Below are 16,514 nucleotides of genomic sequence, written 5' to 3'. Positions count from 1 at the left end.
GAAAGCATATCAGAGCTGTAGATTTATAAGAAAAGCCAAGAACTACAACGGCTTATGGCTGTCTGTTGAGGCCGCGAGGCAGGCTGGGGTGGCAGAGTTGCCATCACTGTGCCAGTCTCTCGCACTTTATCAGCGCTCCAGGCGCTCTGTTTTCGTCGGTGTTTTGCGACCGCTCAGCGGTGAAAGCGCCCCGTATTCTTTCCGGAGAGTGGATGGTTCGTCCCTCGGTTTTGCTCCTGCTGTGTGGTTCGTTGCTACTGCCGATGACGGCGGTCGCGCGGCTGCCCGGGCCGCTGCAAGCCGTGCCGGCCGCCAAGGTCCGCGACCTGACCGAAATCCGCAGCAGCCGCGTCTTGCGAGTGCTGGTCAATCAGAGCCGCAACAGCTCCGGCGAAGTCCAGGGCCAGGCCATCGGCATCGAATACCACCGGCTGCGCGCCTTCGAGCAATACCTCAATGGCCACTCCCGCGATGGCCAGGAAATCACCCTCAAGATCATCCCCAAAGCCAAGGATCAACTGCTCGGCGCGTTGCAGCGCGGCGAAGGCGATCTTGTTGCGCCGGGTGAACTGCTCGAGCTGCAACCGGGCCACGCGGTCGCCAGCAGCGAGCCGATCGCCAGCAACGTGCCACTGGTGCTGGTCGGCATCAAGGGTGAAAAGCGCTACACCAAGGTCGAGCAACTGGCCGGCAAAACCCTGGCGCTGCCCACCGGCAGTGCGGCGGGGGAGGCGGTCAGCCAGCTCAACCAGAAGCTGGCGCTGCACAAGCTGGCGCCGATCAAGATCGAATGGGTCGATCCGACGCTGGCGGTCGAGGATGTGCTGGAGATGGTTCAGGGCGGGATCTTCCACCTGACCATCGTCGAGCAACCGATTGCCGAGCGTTGGGGCAAGATCCTGCCCAAGCTGCGTTTCGACCGTCAGGTGATGATCAGCGAACCGGGCGAGGAATACTGGTTCGTGCGCCGTGATGCCTCGATGTTGCGGGCCAGCATCGACCGCTTCCTGACGGGCTACAAAAAACCGTCGAACGAAGATGCGGCGTTCCTGCGGATCTACCGCCGTCTCTATCAGGTGCACTATCCGTTGGCCAAGGCTGACCGTCAGCGCCTGGAAAAACTGCGCCCGACCCTGCAAAAGCACGCCGAAGCGCAGAACATGGACTGGCTCAACCTGGCAGCGCTGGCGTTCAAGGAGTCGGCGCTGCAGCCCAACGCGCGCAGCGGCAGCGGGCCGACCGGGCTGATGCAGATCACCCCGTCCGCCGCGCAGCGGGTCGGCGTCAACAATATCCAGAATCTCGATGCAAATGTGCAGGCCGGGGCCAAGTACCTGGCGATGATCCGCCGCAAGTTCTTCAACAGTCCCAAGCTCAACGAACGCGAGCGCATGGCGTTCACTCTGGCGGCGTACAACATCGGCCCGGAGCGGGTGCAAGGCATGCGCGCCGAGGCGCGGCGTCGCGGCCTGAATCCCAACCAGTGGTTTTTCCAGGTCGAGCGCATCGCCATGGAGCAGGTGGGAATGGGGGCCGTCAGCTATGTTAATAGCGTGAACAAGTATTACTTGGCGTTCGACCGGGAGCGGGAGTCGTTGGAGCCCCGGGGGCAGAAAGTGGTCTCACGCAAATGATCTAATAAATTGATTGTTATGGCGGAATTTTTGCGCTTTTAACATGAAATTAACTGATTAATATAGCGGCCAACCAACAAGCACTTCTGACAACAAGGAAACGCAACATGAGCTCTCTGATCAACAAGGTTCTGTTCACCCGCGCCGGCTACGGTCTGACCATTCTGCGCATTGCCGTCGGCGTGATCTTCGCCGCCCACGGTTCGCAGAAACTCTTCGGCCTGTTCGGTGGCTACGGTCTGGCAGGCACTGCGCAATACATGGAAAGCATCGGCCTGACCCCGGGTTACCTGATGGCCACCCTGGCCGGCGGCACCGAGTTCTTCGCCGGTCTGGCGCTGATCATCGGCCTGCTGGTTCGCCCGGCGGCACTGGGTCTGACCTTCCTGTCGCTGGTGGCGATCTTCACCGTGCACATCAGCAACGGTCTGTTCATGGCCAACAACGGTTACGAGTTCGCTCTGGCCCTGCTCGGCGGCAGCCTCGCGGTGCTGATCGAAGGCGCCGGCAAGCTCTCGGTGGATCGCGCCATCGCCGGTTGAAGGCTCTGGCTCAAGCAAAAGGCCCGCATTGTGCGGGCCTTTTTTGTTGCGGCTGATTCTTGACACTGGCCGGTCACGTTCTCTAGGATGCCGCTCATGCGCCGATTTAAACAGCTACTTGCGGGGCGCCAGGTGACTATTCTTCAGTTGCCGTCAGAAGCCGGAACAGGGCTTCGAAATACCGCTAAAGCGCTGGTTCGGTGTTGCCTCTCACCTGCCATGCAGACTTTTGAGGCAGAGACACGACACGATGAATGCACTACGCCCTCCAGCACGTCCCGCGCCGATCACGGCACACATCACCCAGCGCAATCCGAAAATCCTGCTTGGCGGCAAACATCAGCCGACGCTGTTGCGTTATCTCGATGGCTGGCCACGTCGCAGCGGCGGTCCTGCCGCCTTCCTGATCCAGTTCGTTGAAGACGGTGAGTCGCTGGCGCGTTTTGCCGATGACAGTTTCGATCTGGCCGTCATTCAGGCCCCGAGCCTCGAAGAAGCGCCGGAAATGATTCGCCAACTGACCCGTGTCGCACGCCAGGGCCTGATCACCCGGCGCTGAGCGTCAGGGATATTCGATCGCCACGATGTAGACGAACTGTTCGCCGGTCGGCGTCTGTACCCGTACTTCCGCATCTAGCGCCTTGCCGATCAGGGCGCGGGCCAGCGGGGAGTCGATGCTGATCAGGCCGAGTTTCAGGTCCAGTTCGTCCGGGCCGACGATGCGATAGCGCGACTGTTTGCCGTCCTCGTCTTCGATGGTCACCCAGGCGCCGAAGTAGACCTTGTTCGGATCACTCGGTTTTTCGCTGACCACTTTCAACGCCTCAAGGCGTTTGGTGAGAAAGCGCACGCGACTGTCGATCTCGCGCAGCATTTTCTTGCCGTAGGTGTACTCGGCATTTTCCGAACGATCACCCTGAGCCGCCGCCTCGCTGACCGACTGCGTCACCTGCGGACGGCGCACATGCCACAGCTCATGGAATTCGGCGCGCATCCGCGCTTCACCTTCGGGGGTGATCAGCGCGGTGCCGGCGGTGCGGGGAGGGCGATAACGGCTCATGGCAACTTCTTTTGATTAAGACGGCTGGAGTCTATCAACCCTCGCGCAACACTGTCAGCGGGCTGGCGTTCAGCGCACGCCGCGTGCCGAACACGCCGGCGCCGCCAATCAGCGCCGCGCCGATCAACGGCAACAGCAGCAACCACGGATGAGGATGCCACGGCAGGTCGAAGGCGAAGCGATACAGCACCAGACTCACCACTTCCGAACCGATCGCCGCGAGCAATCCGCTGACCGCGCCGAGCAAGCCGAACTCGATCCGTCGCGCGTTGATCAGCAACTGCCGCTCGGCCCCCAGCGCGCGCAACAACGCTCCTTGGCGAATGCGTTCATCCAGGGTTGCCTGCAACCCGGAAAACAGCACCGCCATCCCCGCCGCCAACACAAACAACAACACATACTCCACCGCCAGGGTGACTTGGGCGAGGATGCTGCGCAGCTGTTCGAGCAAGGCTTCGACCTGCAGGATGGTCACCGCCGGGAATGCTCGCGACAGCTCGACAATCTGCTGATCGTGACCGGGGGCCAGATAGAAGCTGGTCAGGTAGGTCGCCGGCAGATCCTTCAGGGTGCCAGGCTGGAAGATCATGAAGAAGTTCGGCTGGAAGTTGTCCCAGTTGATCTCCCGCAGGCTGGTGACCTTCGCTTCGCGATTGACCCCGCCCACGCTGAACACCATGTGATCGCCCAGCTTGAGCTTGAGACTCTCGGCTACCTTGCCTTCCACCGAAACGCCCGGAACGTCATCCGAAGGTTGGCCGTTCCACCACGAACCGGCGGTGATCTTGTTGCCCGCCGGCAGATCCGCCGCCCAGGTCAGGCTCAGGTCGCGCTGGATCGCGCGGTCGCCGGCCGAGTCCTTGCTGACGATCTGCTGCACCGCTTCGCCATTGATGCTGATCAGCCGTCCCGGCACCACCGGATACAGTGGCGCGGCCTGGGCCGAGACATTGATCAGGTGATCGGTGAACGCCTGTTTGTCCGCCGGCAGGATGTTCAGGGCGAAATAGTTGGGGGCGTTTTTCGGCAACTGGTTCTGCCAGGTGTCGAGCAGTTCACCTCGCAGCAAGGCGATCAACGCCATGGACAGCAGAATCAGCCCGAAAGCCAATGACTGGCCGGCTGCCGCCAATGGGTGGCGCAATAACTGACCCAACCCGAGACGCCACGGCAGGGAGGCGCGGGCGAGCAGGCGACGCATGCTTTGCAGCAGCAACAGCAACAAACCGCCGAGCACCAGCGCGGCGACCACACCGCCGCCGAGCAGGGCGAACGTCAGCAGCAGGTCGAGGCTCAGTCGCCACATGATCAACCCGAGCGCACCGAGTGCCGCACCGTAGACCATCCAGGTACTTGATGGAATCGGCAGCATGTCCCGCCGCAAAACCCGCAATGGCGGCACGCGGCCCAGTGCGGCGAGCGGTGGCAGGGCGAAACCGGCTAGCGCCACCAGTCCGGTTCCGATGCCGGCCAGTGCCGGCAGCAAGCCGCCCGGCGGAACGTCGGTCGGCAGCAGATCATGCAGCAGCGCGAACAATCCCAATTGCGCGAGCCAGCCGAGCAGGGCGCCGCTGAGGCTGGCGAGCAGGCCGAGCACCGTCAGTTGCAGACTGAACAGCACCAGGGTTTCCCGGCGCGACAGGCCCAGGCAACGCAGCAGGGCGCTGGCATCGAAACGGCGGCTGGCAAAGCGGTTGGCCGATAGCGCCACCGCGACACCGGCCAGAAGCACGGCGACCAGACTGGCCATGTTCAGATAACGTTCGGCCTTGCCCAGTGCGCCGCCGATTTGTCGGTTGCCGTCGCGGGCATCCTGAATCCGCTGGTTGGCGGCGAGGCCCGGTTTGATCAGTTGGCGATAGGTTTCCAGCGCCTGCGGCTCACCGCGCCACAGTTCGCGGTAGCTCACCCGGCTACCGGGTTGCACCACGCCGGTCGCAGCGAGGTCGTCGAGGTTGATCAGTACTCGTGGCGTCAGGCTGTAGAAGTTGCCGGCGCGATCCGGTTCGTAAGTCAGCACTCGCGTCAGTTTCAACGTCTTCATGCCGACGTCGATGCTGTCGCCGATCTTCAGGTCCAGCGCCGTCAGCAGGCGTGCTTCGACCCAGGCTTCACCGGGCTGCGGCTCGCCACCGGCTTCTTCTGTCGCGTAGGGCGCGGGGGCGCTTTTCAATTCGCCGCGCAGCGGATAGGCGCGGTCGACGGCTTTGATACTGGAGAGCTGAATGCCGTTGTCCGTGGCAATGACGCTGGAAAACTCCACCACCTGCGCATGATCCAGGCGTAGCTCGGTGCCGCTCCTGATCTGTTCCGGGCGAGCCGGCGAGCTACCTTCGAGTGACAGGTCGGCGCCGAGAAACTCGGTGGCGCGCAGCATCATCGCGCCGTTGAGGCGGGCGCCGAAATAGCCGATCGCGGTACTCGCCGCGACCGCCACGACCAAGGCGAAAAACAGCACCCGCAGTTCACCGGCGCGGGCATCGCGCAGCAGTTGGCGCAGGGCGAGACTGAACAGACGCAACAGCGGCAGACGTGCCATCAAGGCTCCAGAGGGGCGACCAACAGGCCGGCTTCAAGACGGATCAGGCGCCGGCAGCGATGGGCCAGGCGTTCGTCGTGGGTCACCAGCACCAGGGTGGTGCCGCGTTCCTTGTTCAATTCGAACAGCAAGTCGCTGATGCGCTCGCCGGTGTGGCTGTCGAGGTTACCGGTGGGTTCGTCGGCGAACAGCACGTCCGGCTCGGCGGCGAACGCCCGGGCAATCGCCACGCGCTGTTGTTCACCGCCGGAGAGCTGGCGCGGCGAGTGAGTCAGGCGCTGGCCGAGGCCGACCCGTTGCAGCAGTTCGGTGGCGCGGCTGCGGGCGTCTTTGCGGCCGTCGAGCTCCAGCGGCAGCATGACGTTTTCCAGTGCGTTGAGGCTGTCGAGCAGCTGGAAAGATTGAAAGACGAAACCCACGTGTTCGGCGCGAATGCGCGCGCGCTGGTCTTCGTCAAGATTGCTCAGGCCTTGACCGGCGAGCGTCACTTCGCCGCTGCTTGGCAGATCGAGGCCGGCGAGCAGACCGAGCAGGGTGGATTTGCCGGAACCGGACGCGCCGACGATGGCCAGGCTGTCGCCCTTGTTCAATTCCAGGCTGAGTTCGTGCAGGATGGTCAGTTCACCTTCCGCGCTGGGAACCACTTTGCTAAGGTTCTTCGCGGTGAGAATGCTTGCGCCCATGGAGAATCCGATGCGTGTGTGGTTTTTGAGTGCTGGCCTGGCCTTGATGTGCATGGCCCAGAACGCAGCGGCGGGTACAGTCCTGATCGTTGGCGATAGTATCAGCGCCGGTTTCGGACTGGATACCCGGCTGGGGTGGGTGTCGTTGCTCGAACAGCGGCTCAAGACCGAAGGTTTTGACGACAAAGTGGTCAATGCGTCCATCAGTGGCGACACCAGTGCCGGAGGCCAGGCGCGGCTGCCGGCGCTGCTTGCAGAGCACAAACCGGAACTGGTGATCCTCGAATTGGGCGGCAACGATGGCCTGCGCGGAATGCCGCCGACGCAATTGCAACAAAATCTTGCTTCGATGATCGACAGCTCCCGTCAAAGCGGTGCCAAGGTGCTGTTGCTCGGCATGCAGTTGCCACCCAACTACGGCAAGCGTTACACGGATGCCTTTGCCGAGGTCTACGGCAAACTCGCCGAGGAGAAAAAAATCCCGCTGGTGCCGTTTTTCCTCGACGGTGTGGGCGGGCATCCGGACTTGATGCAGGCCGACGGTCTGCACCCGGCGGCCGGGGCTCAGGGCAAGTTGCTGGAAAATGTCTGGCCGACGCTAAAACCGCTGCTATGAGGCTTTTCTAGCGGCAGGCTTTCGGCTAATGTGGCGCCCCCCTAAATGGAGCCCCCGATGCCGCGTTCTGCCTGGTCCCTGTTTGCCTACCAACTGATCGAGCCTGACGAACAGCTGGATCTGTTCGCCTGCCAGGAAGTGCGAGTGCATCTGGTGACCCGTCAACTGGAGCTCGGTGGCTCGGCTGACCGCACCCTGTGCGGCAGTCTGCTGCCTGCGCAACCGCGCTGGTCGAGTGTGGATCGCCGGGTGTTCCAGGATCAGCGCCTGTGTTCGCTGTGCCGGGCGATCCTCGAATCGCAGAAGCGCGGCACCTCGCCGATCTGGCCCGAGCTGCGTTTCGAGCTCTAAGCGCAATCATTCTTTTGAATGCAGTTTGGGCGGGCAGCCGCTTCAATCATGAAGAGTGATGCCAGCCCATCGGCGTATCTCCCCGAATTCTCTGGGCGCGGTGTACAATCGCGTTCTTATTACCCTTGTCGATCTTGCGAAGGATTCTCCGGATGTTGCCGCGTTTTCCTGCCGTCACCCGCTGCCTGTCTCTTGCCGCCCTGTGTGTGGCCGGTCCCGTTGCCGCACTGGAGTTTCCACTGCCACCGCCCGGTGAGGACATCATCGGCCAGGTGCAGGTGATCAAGGCCAAGTACGAAGACACCTTTGCCGATCTTGGCACCACCTACGATCTGGGTTATTCGGAAATGGTCGCGGCCAACCCGGGCGTCGATGCCTGGTTGCCGGGTGCCGGCACCGAAATCGTTCTGCCGACCCGCTTCATCCTGCCGCCGGGCCCGCGCGAAGGTATCGTGATCAACCTGGCCGAATACCGCCTCTACTATTTCCCGAAAGGCCGGAACGTGGTGTACACCTTCCCGCTGGGTATCGGTCGTGAAGGCTGGGGCTCGCCGATCGCGCACACCACGATCACCGCCAAGACACCGAACCCGACCTGGACGCCGCCTGCCTCGATCAAGGCTGAACACGCCGCCGACGGTGATCCGCTGCCGAACGTGGTGCCGGCCGGTCCGGACAACCCGCTGGGCCCGTTCAAGTTCACCCTGGGCACGCCAGGCTACCTGATCCACGGCTCGAACAAGAAGTTCGGTATCGGCATGCGCACCAGCCACGGCTGCTTCCGCATGTTCAACAACAACGTGCTGGAAATGGCCGGCATGGTGCCGGTGGGGACTTCGGTACGAATCCTCAACGACGCCTACAAGTTCGGTCGCAGTGGCGGCAAGATATATCTGGAAGCGCACACGCCGATCGACGACAAGGGCAACCCGTCGGTGGTCGACAAGCACACCGCCGTGATCAACGCGATGCTCAAGCGTGAAGACATCACCAACAACCTGCGCATGGACTGGGATGTGGTGCGTGATGTGGTGGCGGCCGAAGATGGCCTGCCAACCGAAATCGGCACGCCGAGCACCTCGGCGCCGATGGTCTCCAGCGCACCGATCGACCTGCAGCAGTAAGCTGAAAGACAAAACCCGCCGAGGCTTGCGCAGCGGCGGGTTTTTTATTGCCCGCAGAAAACTGCAGGCACAAAAAAGCCGACCCAAAAAATGGGTCGGCTTGATAACAATCCCGAAGGACTATTACTTGCGGCTAGCTTTTTCCAGCATGCGCAGAGCACGCTCGTTAGCTTCGTCAGCAGTCTGTTGTGCTTTTTGAGCAGCAGCCAGAGCTTCATCAGCTTTACGGTAAGCTTCGTCTGCACGAGCCTGGGAGCGAGCAGCTGCGTCTTCAGTAGCGGTCAGACGTGCTTCGGTTTCTTTCGATGCGCTGCTGCAACCGGTAGCCAGAACTGCGGCCAGAGCCAGAGCAGAGAATTTCAGAACGTTGTTCATCGTGTTCCCCTTCAAGGACTTTCAATTAAGTGGCTGTCTCCTCCGATTGAGGAAATAGCCGGCGTACATACTACCCATTACTTGTAGTAAGTAAACTGACGTGAGGCAAGAAGCAAAAAAAATTGTAGGCGTTGATTCTTTTTCGAGCAACTTTTAACTGCGTTGTATAAAAAATATCCAGCTGGAAGCCGCGAGATGAGCGAGTTAATGAGAAAAAGTTCCCGTTGCTGCGCGTTGTTTTGCAGGTAGTGGCTAAAGTCTGTCTATATGGATTCGTCCACACTTTTGTTGCGAATTTGCGCAGCGCCTCGCATATCTTTGTCCATGTTGAGGTGACTTTAAAACAGGGGGCTCGTCTTAAGTCTCAACATCCGGCGATGTTCAGCCTTTCGGCTCGGGAAGATCGTCTCCCGAACCGGCCCTGAGTCCACCGGAACTGCCCCGTCAATCTGCGTGATGACGAGCGTACCTTGAGCATTTTCGCCAATGGTGCCTACTATTTGATACGTGCTCGGGTTGCGCGAGATCGGTGCAGTTCTTCTCGGTGTCCATCAGGCACGGGGTGGCGTAGATGTTCCTTCGCCGGGAAAACATCGGTAAGGTAGGGGTCAGAATTCGAGACCCGCGAGGAGTAGTGATGAGCGAGGCGTTGTCCATCCACCATGACCAGGCTGGTCATCAGTTCGAGACCAATGTGGACGGTCATCGTGCCTACCTGACCTATATGGATCTGGGGAAACAGACCCTGGATATCTACCGCACCTTCGTGCCCAACGCCTTGCGTGGCCGAGGCATCGCGGCAGCCCTGACCGAGCGGGCGTTGCAGTACGCCGATGAAATGGGCTACACGGTCATTCCATCGTGCTCCTATGTGGAGCGTTACATGGAGCGTCATCAGCGGCGCACCGCCAAGATCTGACTGACCTCACCGCACACACAAAAACGCCGGGCAATGCCCGGCGTTTTTTTATGCCTGCGAAACGGCTGTCAGCCGCGCTGACGTTTCGGCAGGACATCCTTGAGCTTGGCGTGCATGCTGCGCAAGGTGTTTTCGGTAGCGGACCAGTCGATGCAGGCATCGGTGATCGACACGCCGTATTGCAGGTCGGCGAGGTCTTTCGGGATCGCCTGGCAGCCCCAGTTCAGGTGACTTTCGACCATCAGGCCAATGATCGACTGGTTGCCTTCGAGGATCTGGTTGGCGACGTTCTCCATCACCAGCGGTTGCAGGGCCGGATCCTTGTTGGAGTTGGCGTGGCTGCAATCGACCATGATGTTCGGCTTGATCTTGGCCTTGTTCAGCGCCTGCTCGCACAGGGCGACGCTGACCGAATCGTAGTTCGGCTTGCCGTTACCGCCGCGCAGCACCACGTGACCGTAGGCGTTGCCCTTGGTGGTGACGATCGACACGCCACCTTCCTGGTTGATGCCCAGGAAACGGTGCGGGCTGGAAACCGACTGCAAGGCGTTGATCGCCACAGTCAGGCCGCCGTCGGTGCCGTTCTTGAAGCCGACCGCCGAGGACAGGCCGGAAGCCATCTCGCGGTGGGTCTGGGATTCGGTGGTGCGGGCGCCGATAGCCGACCAGCTGATCAGGTCCTGCAGATACTGCGGGGAGATCGGGTCGAGGGCTTCGGTGGCGGTCGGCAGGCCTTTCTCGGCCAGGTCCAGCAGCAACTGACGACCGATGTGCAGACCGTCCTGGATCTTGAACGAGTCATCCAAGTACGGGTCGTTGATCAGGCCTTTCCAGCCGACGGTGGTCCGTGGCTTTTCGAAATACACGCGCATGACCAGATACAGGGTGTCCGAGACTTCTGCCGCCAGCACCTTCAGGCGATCGGCATATTCGTGGGCAGCCTTGATGTCGTGGATCGAGCAGGGGCCGATCACCACGAACAGACGATGGTCAGTGCCATCGAGAATGTTGCGGATGACCTCGCGACCCTTGGTGACGGTGCGCAGGGCAGCGTCGCTCAGAGGGATATCACGCTTGAGCTGATCGGGAGTGATCAGGGTCTCGTTGGAAGCGACGTTCAGGTCGTTGATCGGTAAATCAGCCATCGTTTACTCGTCAGGTCACGGGTGCCGGCCGCCAGCGATCCCCGCGCGGCGGAGCACAGCGGATTTAAGCGCGTCGGGGAGCCGAACCTTATCGCGTTAGACGCCTGCTAGACAATGGGCAAGTAACTGTTCAGTCCAGCTCTGGTTACGCAAAAGCCTTGCGAACGCTATCGTGGGAGAACTCTTCGGCGTGTTGCTCGACCCATTGCAGGGCGCGCGCCTGGATATCCTGCAGGTCATCGTGGGCATCGTTGATTCGGCAATAGCGCTCGATCTGACACACCTGCTCACCCATTCGCGCGCTGAACAGCGTCTGCTCATCAGTGAATGCAATGCCGACCAGATAACCTTTTTTGCGACGCAGGCACCAGGCCACATAGCCCGGATAGGCGAAATCGGCATTGATGGTCGGCATGCGCACCTGCAAGGCGGTGCCATGGCGCCAGGCACGGTGGTAATTGCAAGCGATGCCGCCGAGGCTGATAGTGTGCAGCCGTTGACGCGAAATACACTCCGGTGTGAGCAAGGTCAATTCAACGGGCACATCATCCGGATGAGGAATAAACCGTCCCATGAGCACAGACTCCCTGTGTCGGCCATTTGACATTGTTTCCCCCAGTATAGTGGTCGAATCGCAGCTGACCGATTTTGACGCCGACCAACGGCTGCTGGCGATGAACGGCATTTCGCTGGTGATCTTCACCAGCGTCGGCTGCGCCAGTTGCCGTTATGCCCGCGAAGTGTTGCCGGGGCTCGATCTTGCCGTCGATCGCGTGTGCTGGATCGATGCCGGTGACAACGGCGGACTGGTCGAGCGTTATCAGGTCTTTCATTTGCCGGCGCTGTTTGTGGTGCGCGACGGCGAGTTCTTTGGGGCAGTGCACACGCGCCTGAATGTCGATGAGCTGAACGCAGCCGTGGCGCAGGCGCTGGGTCGAATTGCAGAGGAGTTGCCGTGATGGGAGCAGTGAACAAACCGGTGGTGGGAATTATCGGCACCGGCGCCATCGGAGGATTTTACGGGGTGATGCTGGCCCGGGCCGGGTTCGATGTGCACTTTCTGTTGCGCAGTGAATTTTCCGCAGTCGCCGAGCGCGGTTTGCAGGTGGACAGTGCCGTGCATGGCGCATTGACGCTGAACCCGGTGCAGGCCTATTCGTCAGCGGAAGACATGCCGCCTTGCGACTGGCTGCTGGTCGGCGCCAAGACCACCAGCAATGCCGGATTGGCGCCGTCGATCATTCAGGCGGCCAAACCCGACGCGAAAGTGCTCGTCTTGCAAAACGGCCTCGACGTCGAAGACAGCTTGCGGACGTTGCTGCCCGACTCCCTGCACTTGCTGGGTGGTTTGTGTCTGATCTGCGTCCACCGCGAAGGGCCGGGGCAGATCACTCACCAGGCGCTGGGGGCGGTGAACGTCGGGTATCACAGCGGCCCGGCACCGGATGATGCGGCGCGTATGGCAATCGTCGAGGAGGGCGCCGGCCTGTTCCGCGCCGCCGGTCTCGACTCCCAGGCGATGCCGAACCTGCATCAGGCGCGCTGGCAGAAACTGGTCTGGAACATTCCCTACAACGGCCTTTCGGTGTTGCTCGGTGCCAGCACCACGCCGTTGATGGCCGACGCGGACAGCCGCGCCTTGATTCAGGCGCTGATGGCTGAAGTGGTGCAGGGCGCCAAGGCCTGCGGTCACGATATGCCGCCCGGTTACGCCGAATACCTGTTCATGATGACCGAGAAAATGCCCGACTATTGGCCGAGCATGTACCACGACTTTTTGCACAAGCGACCGCTGGAGCTCGAGGCGATCTACGCTCGTCCTTTGGCGGCGGCAAAAGCGGCAGGCTGCGAGTTGCCGCGAATCGAATCGTTGCATCGCACATTGAGCTTTATCGACCGGCGTAACGTTTAAACCGGTTGTACTGGGGGAAAGGCATGGCCAAGAACATCGATGACAAACTGGTGCTGGCGATTTCGTCCCGTGCCCTGTTCGACCTGAGCGAAAGCCACAAGGTGTATGAGTCGAGTGGCGTGGAAGCCTACCGGCAATATCAGATCGATCACGAAGACGAAATCCTCGCGCCGGGTGATGCCTTTCCGCTGGTGGAAAAACTGCTCAACCTCAACAGTCGCCTCGGCCGCGCCCGGGTCGAGGTGATTCTGGTGTCGCGCAACAGTGCCGACACCGGCCTGCGCGTCTTCAACTCCATTGGTCATTACGGCCTGGCGATTTCCCGTGCGGCGTTCGTCGGCGGGCGCAGTCCTTATCCGTATCTGAAGGCTTTTGGTTGCGACCTGTTTCTTTCTACTCACGCTGAGGACGTGCGTGCTGCGCTGGATGCCGGTTTCGCGGCGGCGACCATTCTGTCCGGCGGCGCCAGTCGCGCGGCCAGCGATGAATTGCGCATCGCCTTCGACGGTGACGCGGTGCTGTTCTCCGACGAATCGGAGCGGGTCTATCAATCCGGTGGCCTCGAAGCCTTCCAGGCCAAGGAGCGTGAATCCGCTCGCGAACCATTGCGCGGCGGGCCGTTCAAGGGCTTTCTCGCGGCGCTCAATCTGTTGCAGCGCGAGTTCTCCGATGAGGAGTGCCCGATTCGCACCGCCCTGGTCACCGCGCGTTCGGCGCCGGCTCACGAGCGGGTGATCCGCACCTTGCGCGAATGGGACATTCGTCTGGACGAGTCGCTGTTTCTCGGTGGCCTGACCAAATCGGCGTTCCTCGAAGCCTTCGCCGCCGACGTGTTTTTCGACGATCAGGCCGGCCACTGCGAGCTGGCCCGGGAAGTCGTGGCGACCGGTCACGTGCCCCACGGCATCAGCAACGAACCGGCGGTCTAAAGCCCACGTGGTTCAAGACGTTGCGTCGCACGTCGTACTCGCCAAGGCACTGCTAAGCTGAATCAAATCTCCGCCATGTTGGCACGCGAGGAGGTCATATGATTCGTTCGATGCTGTATGCCACTGACCTCGGTCTGTACGCACCGTTAGTGATGCAGCATGCCCTGGCGATGGCGCGAACGTTCAATGCCGATCTGTACGTGGTGCACGCGGTGGAACCCATGGGGCTGTTTGCCGAATCGGTGTTGCAGAGCTATCTCGACGAACAGGCGTTGAACGAATTTCACAGTCAGGGTCTGAAAACCGTCATCGCCAATATCGAGCAGCGGGTGCTCGACAGTTTTCGTGAAGAGCTGGGGGACGAGGGCGAGCAGGACCTGCAACGGATACGCGCGGTGCGGGTGCTGCAGGGCGATCCGTCACAGGTGATTCTCGATCAGGTGCAGAAACTCTCTGTCGATTTGCTGATCGTAGGAAGTCACAGCCACGGGGTCGGGGCGGAAACACCTTTGGGGCGAACGGCAGCCCGGCTGCTGCAATTGTCCAAGGTGCCGGTTTATCTGGTGCCGCTGGTGGAGCGTCGGCGTCGGGAGGATCGCTGAAGCAGGAATAATGGCACTTTGATAAAAAAGTTCTAGATTTATTCTTCAAACCATTAATATAGTTATATACCGTCGCTGATGCCCGTGGCGTCTACCTGCTTTGAGGGATTCATATGAAGCTTCAACAATTGCGCTACATCTGGGAAGTGGCGCACCACGACCTCAACGTTTCCGCTACAGCCCAAAGCCTCTACACCTCGCAACCGGGCATCAGTAAACAGATCCGCCTGCTGGAAGACGAACTGGGCGTCGAAGTGTTCGCCCGCAGCGGCAAGCACCTGACCCGCGTCACTCCGGCCGGCGAGCGCATCATCACCACCGCCGGTGAGATTCTTCGCAAGGTCGAAAGCATCAAGCAGATCGCCCAGGAATTCTCCAACGAGAAGAAAGGCACCCTGTCGATCGCCACCACCCACACCCAGGCGCGTTATGCACTGCCGCCGGTGATCAGCAACTTCATCAAGCAATACCCGGACGTGGCGCTGCACATGCACCAAGGTTCGCCGATGCAGATCGCCGAAATGGCCGCTGACGGCACCGTCGATTTCGCCATCGCCACCGAAGCGCTGGAGCTGTTCGGCGATCTGGTGATGATGCCGTGCTACCGCTGGAACCGTTGCGTGGTCGTGCCTCAGGGCCACCCGCTGACCAAGCTGCCGAAGCTGACCCTCGAAGCGCTGGCCGAATACCCGATCGTGACTTACGTATTCGGTTTCACCGGTCGTTCGAAACTCGACGAAGCCTTCAGCCATCGCGGCCTGACGCCGAAAGTGGTGTTCACCGCGGCCGACGCCGACGTGATCAAAACCTACGTGCGTCTGGGCCTGGGTGTTGGCATCGTGGCGAAAATGGCGGTCGACACCAAACTGGATAACGATCTGGTGGTGCTCGATGCCAGCGAACTGTTCGAGTCCAGCGTGACCAAGATCGGTTTCCGTCGCGGCACCTTCCTGCGCGGCTTCATGTGCGACTTCATCGAGAAGTTCGCGCCGCACCTGACCCGCGAAGTCATGGCCAAGGCCATTCAGTGCCACAACAAGCAGGAACTGGAAGAGCTGTTCGAAGGCGTCGAACTGCCGGTTCACTAAGCCCCTGTCTACAGCACCTCGGTGACAGCAAACTGTTGCCGGGTGCCCGCCACCAGAATCTCCACCTCGTCACCCTCGAACTTGCCCAGCAGGCTTTTGCCCAGCGGTGAGCGCGGGGTGATGACGGTAATCGGCTGACCCACCACGTCGACTTTCAGACCCGCCGCATCCGGCGCCAGAAACAGCCATTGTTCACGACCGTTTTCGTCTTCCAGACCGAGCAGGGCGCCGATTTCAATCCCGCGTTGATCGTCATACGCGCGCAGCGTCAGGTTCTGGCACAGCGCCAGTGACTGACGAATTTCCTCGACCCGTTTCGCCTGGCCCGCCGCCAGATACGACGCCTCAAGTCCCAGAGTGTCGTACTTGTTTTCGGCGATGTTTTCTTCGTGGGTCGCGGTTTCGTAAGCGGTTTGCGCCGCGCGTTCGGCGATGTCGAGGTCGACGCGCAGCTTGTCGAGAATCAGTTGGTGAACGATCTGTTTATTCATGATTAATCGCAGAATTGCAGGACGTTGGCGCGGCTCTTTTCGCTCGGGGCCGTCTGGTCCTGTTGCAGCCAGAACTGGCATTTCGGGTTCGACAGATTGCGTGTGCTGCCACGGGCCTGATCCAGGCGTGCCTGTTGCTCGTTCTTGCGCAGGTTTTCTTCGTATTGTTCAAACAGCGGACTCTGCGGCGGAATGTCCGGCACCGCCCGGACAGCCGGTGGATTGGCCAGTTGCTGTACGGCCTGGGCAACCGGCGCCAGTTGTTCATTGAAGAAAAAGCGTGAAGCCAGCCAGCACGTCAGCGCAATGGCCAGGAAACCCAGCCACAGACCCAGGGCAATGCTGCCGGTCAATTGCAGCGCGCTAAGCTGAACAGGCAAGGGGCGACGCGGGTTGGGACGATAGGGCATGGCTGCCTCCTGGCGGATGAATGCGGGCGAGTGGCGATTGTCGCACGAAGATTAATTGCCGTCGGCTCTTCTGCATGGAGACATTTATGCGGAC

The 16,514-nt window shown here is 60.9% G+C and carries 20 protein-coding genes; 12 read left to right on the top strand and 8 right to left on the bottom strand.

What is annotated here, in order from left to right:
• Positions 1–212: 212 nt before the first annotated feature.
• The 3 genes from M5G18_RS02275 to M5G18_RS02265 all read left to right on the top strand — a co-directional run bounded on the left by M5G18_RS02275 (position 213) and on the right by M5G18_RS02265 (position 2,735).
• On the top strand, positions 213–1,634 hold the full coding sequence (locus M5G18_RS02275) for an MltF family protein (protein WP_273898464.1): 1,422 nt from the start codon (positions 213–215) through the stop codon (positions 1,632–1,634).
• A 107-nt stretch (positions 1,635–1,741) separates the two neighbouring features.
• Positions 1,742–2,176, top strand: a complete 435-nt coding sequence (locus M5G18_RS02270; protein WP_007950955.1) for a DoxX family protein — start codon at positions 1,742–1,744, stop codon at positions 2,174–2,176.
• Positions 2,177–2,426: 250 nt separating this feature from the next.
• Positions 2,427–2,735: a hypothetical protein gene (locus M5G18_RS02265; protein WP_085607170.1), complete on the top strand. Its 309-nt coding sequence runs from the start codon at positions 2,427–2,429 to the stop codon at positions 2,733–2,735.
• Between the two features lie 3 nt (positions 2,736–2,738).
• Here M5G18_RS02265 and greB read toward each other — a convergent pair whose 3' ends face one another.
• The 3 genes from greB to M5G18_RS02250 are packed head-to-tail and all read right to left on the bottom strand — an operon-like array spanning position 2,739 to position 6,458.
• Positions 2,739–3,236, bottom strand: coding sequence for a transcription elongation factor GreB (gene greB, locus M5G18_RS02260; protein ID WP_039770483.1), 498 nt, complete (start codon positions 3,234–3,236; stop codon positions 2,739–2,741).
• Between the two features lie 34 nt (positions 3,237–3,270).
• On the bottom strand, positions 3,271–5,775 hold the full coding sequence (locus M5G18_RS02255; RefSeq protein ID WP_273898463.1) for an ABC transporter permease: 2,505 nt from the start codon (positions 5,773–5,775) through the stop codon (positions 3,271–3,273).
• Entirely contained in the window at positions 5,775–6,458 is a 684-nt protein-coding gene (locus M5G18_RS02250) for an ABC transporter ATP-binding protein (RefSeq protein ID WP_007955651.1), read from the bottom strand. The genes M5G18_RS02255 and M5G18_RS02250 overlap by 1 nt, the downstream gene beginning before the upstream one ends.
• A 10-nt stretch (positions 6,459–6,468) precedes the next feature.
• Between M5G18_RS02250 and M5G18_RS02245 the strand changes: the two genes are divergently transcribed.
• From M5G18_RS02245 to M5G18_RS02235, 3 genes are all read left to right on the top strand, one after another.
• A complete protein-coding gene (locus M5G18_RS02245; protein ID WP_007955652.1) occupies positions 6,469–7,074 on the top strand; it encodes an arylesterase in 606 nt (201 codons plus the stop codon).
• A 57-nt stretch (positions 7,075–7,131) separates the two neighbouring features.
• Positions 7,132–7,425, top strand: coding sequence for a hypothetical protein (locus M5G18_RS02240; protein WP_007955656.1), 294 nt, complete (start codon positions 7,132–7,134; stop codon positions 7,423–7,425).
• A gap of 152 nt (positions 7,426–7,577) precedes the next feature.
• Positions 7,578–8,549, top strand: a complete 972-nt coding sequence (locus M5G18_RS02235) for a L,D-transpeptidase family protein (protein ID WP_179694172.1) — start codon at positions 7,578–7,580, stop codon at positions 8,547–8,549.
• Positions 8,550–8,672: 123 nt separating this feature from the next.
• On the opposite strand, the gene oprI is transcribed toward M5G18_RS02235, so the two are convergent.
• On the bottom strand, positions 8,673–8,924 hold the full coding sequence (gene oprI, locus M5G18_RS02230; RefSeq protein ID WP_003183784.1) for an outer membrane lipoprotei OprI: 252 nt from the start codon (positions 8,922–8,924) through the stop codon (positions 8,673–8,675).
• A gap of 637 nt (positions 8,925–9,561) precedes the next feature.
• Here oprI and M5G18_RS02225 point away from each other — a divergent pair.
• On the top strand, positions 9,562–9,843 hold the full coding sequence (locus M5G18_RS02225; protein WP_007955658.1) for a GNAT family N-acetyltransferase: 282 nt from the start codon (positions 9,562–9,564) through the stop codon (positions 9,841–9,843).
• Positions 9,844–9,911: 68 nt separating this feature from the next.
• Here the strand turns inward: M5G18_RS02225 and M5G18_RS02220 are convergent, their stop codons facing one another.
• Both M5G18_RS02220 and M5G18_RS02215 read right to left on the bottom strand, forming a co-directional pair.
• Positions 9,912–10,988: a 3-deoxy-7-phosphoheptulonate synthase gene (locus M5G18_RS02220; RefSeq protein WP_011335309.1), complete on the bottom strand. Its 1,077-nt coding sequence runs from the start codon at positions 10,986–10,988 to the stop codon at positions 9,912–9,914.
• A gap of 145 nt (positions 10,989–11,133) precedes the next feature.
• Complete coding sequence (locus M5G18_RS02215; protein WP_007955677.1) at positions 11,134–11,562, bottom strand: PilZ domain-containing protein; 429 nt, start codon at positions 11,560–11,562, stop codon at positions 11,134–11,136.
• On the opposite strand from M5G18_RS02215, the gene M5G18_RS02210 reads away from it, so the two are divergent.
• From M5G18_RS02210 to cysB, 5 genes are all read left to right on the top strand, one after another.
• Positions 11,561–11,947, top strand: a complete 387-nt coding sequence (locus M5G18_RS02210; protein ID WP_273898462.1) for a thioredoxin family protein — start codon at positions 11,561–11,563, stop codon at positions 11,945–11,947. The genes M5G18_RS02215 and M5G18_RS02210 overlap by 2 nt on opposite strands.
• The gene (locus tag M5G18_RS02205) at positions 11,944–12,900 is read left to right on the top strand and encodes a putative 2-dehydropantoate 2-reductase (protein ID WP_273898461.1); all 957 of its coding nucleotides are present in this window, start codon (positions 11,944–11,946) and stop codon (positions 12,898–12,900) included. The genes M5G18_RS02210 and M5G18_RS02205 overlap by 4 nt, the downstream gene beginning before the upstream one ends.
• A 23-nt stretch (positions 12,901–12,923) precedes the next feature.
• Positions 12,924–13,829 (top strand): 5'-nucleotidase, encoded by a 906-nt coding sequence (locus M5G18_RS02200; protein WP_007955682.1) that lies wholly within the window; start codon positions 12,924–12,926, stop codon positions 13,827–13,829.
• A gap of 98 nt (positions 13,830–13,927) precedes the next feature.
• Complete coding sequence (locus tag M5G18_RS02195; protein ID WP_007955683.1) at positions 13,928–14,431, top strand: universal stress protein; 504 nt, start codon at positions 13,928–13,930, stop codon at positions 14,429–14,431.
• Positions 14,432–14,544: 113 nt separating this feature from the next.
• Positions 14,545–15,519: an HTH-type transcriptional regulator CysB gene (cysB, locus tag M5G18_RS02190; RefSeq protein WP_007955684.1), complete on the top strand. Its 975-nt coding sequence runs from the start codon at positions 14,545–14,547 to the stop codon at positions 15,517–15,519.
• Positions 15,520–15,527: 8 nt separating this feature from the next.
• Here the strand turns inward: cysB and M5G18_RS02185 are convergent, their stop codons facing one another.
• Both M5G18_RS02185 and M5G18_RS02180 read right to left on the bottom strand, forming a co-directional pair.
• Entirely contained in the window at positions 15,528–16,010 is a 483-nt protein-coding gene (locus tag M5G18_RS02185) for a GreA/GreB family elongation factor (protein ID WP_273898455.1), read from the bottom strand.
• 2 nt (positions 16,011–16,012) lie between these two features.
• The gene (locus M5G18_RS02180; RefSeq protein WP_085607160.1) at positions 16,013–16,420 is read right to left on the bottom strand and encodes a hypothetical protein; all 408 of its coding nucleotides are present in this window, start codon (positions 16,418–16,420) and stop codon (positions 16,013–16,015) included.
• Positions 16,421–16,514: the final 94 nt, after the last annotated feature.

The organism is Pseudomonas aphyarum, from assembly GCF_028657055.1.
GTDB classification, from domain to species: domain Bacteria; phylum Pseudomonadota; class Gammaproteobacteria; order Pseudomonadales; family Pseudomonadaceae; genus Aquipseudomonas; species Aquipseudomonas aphyarum.
This window is presented reverse-complemented; position numbering and strand designations above follow the sequence as displayed.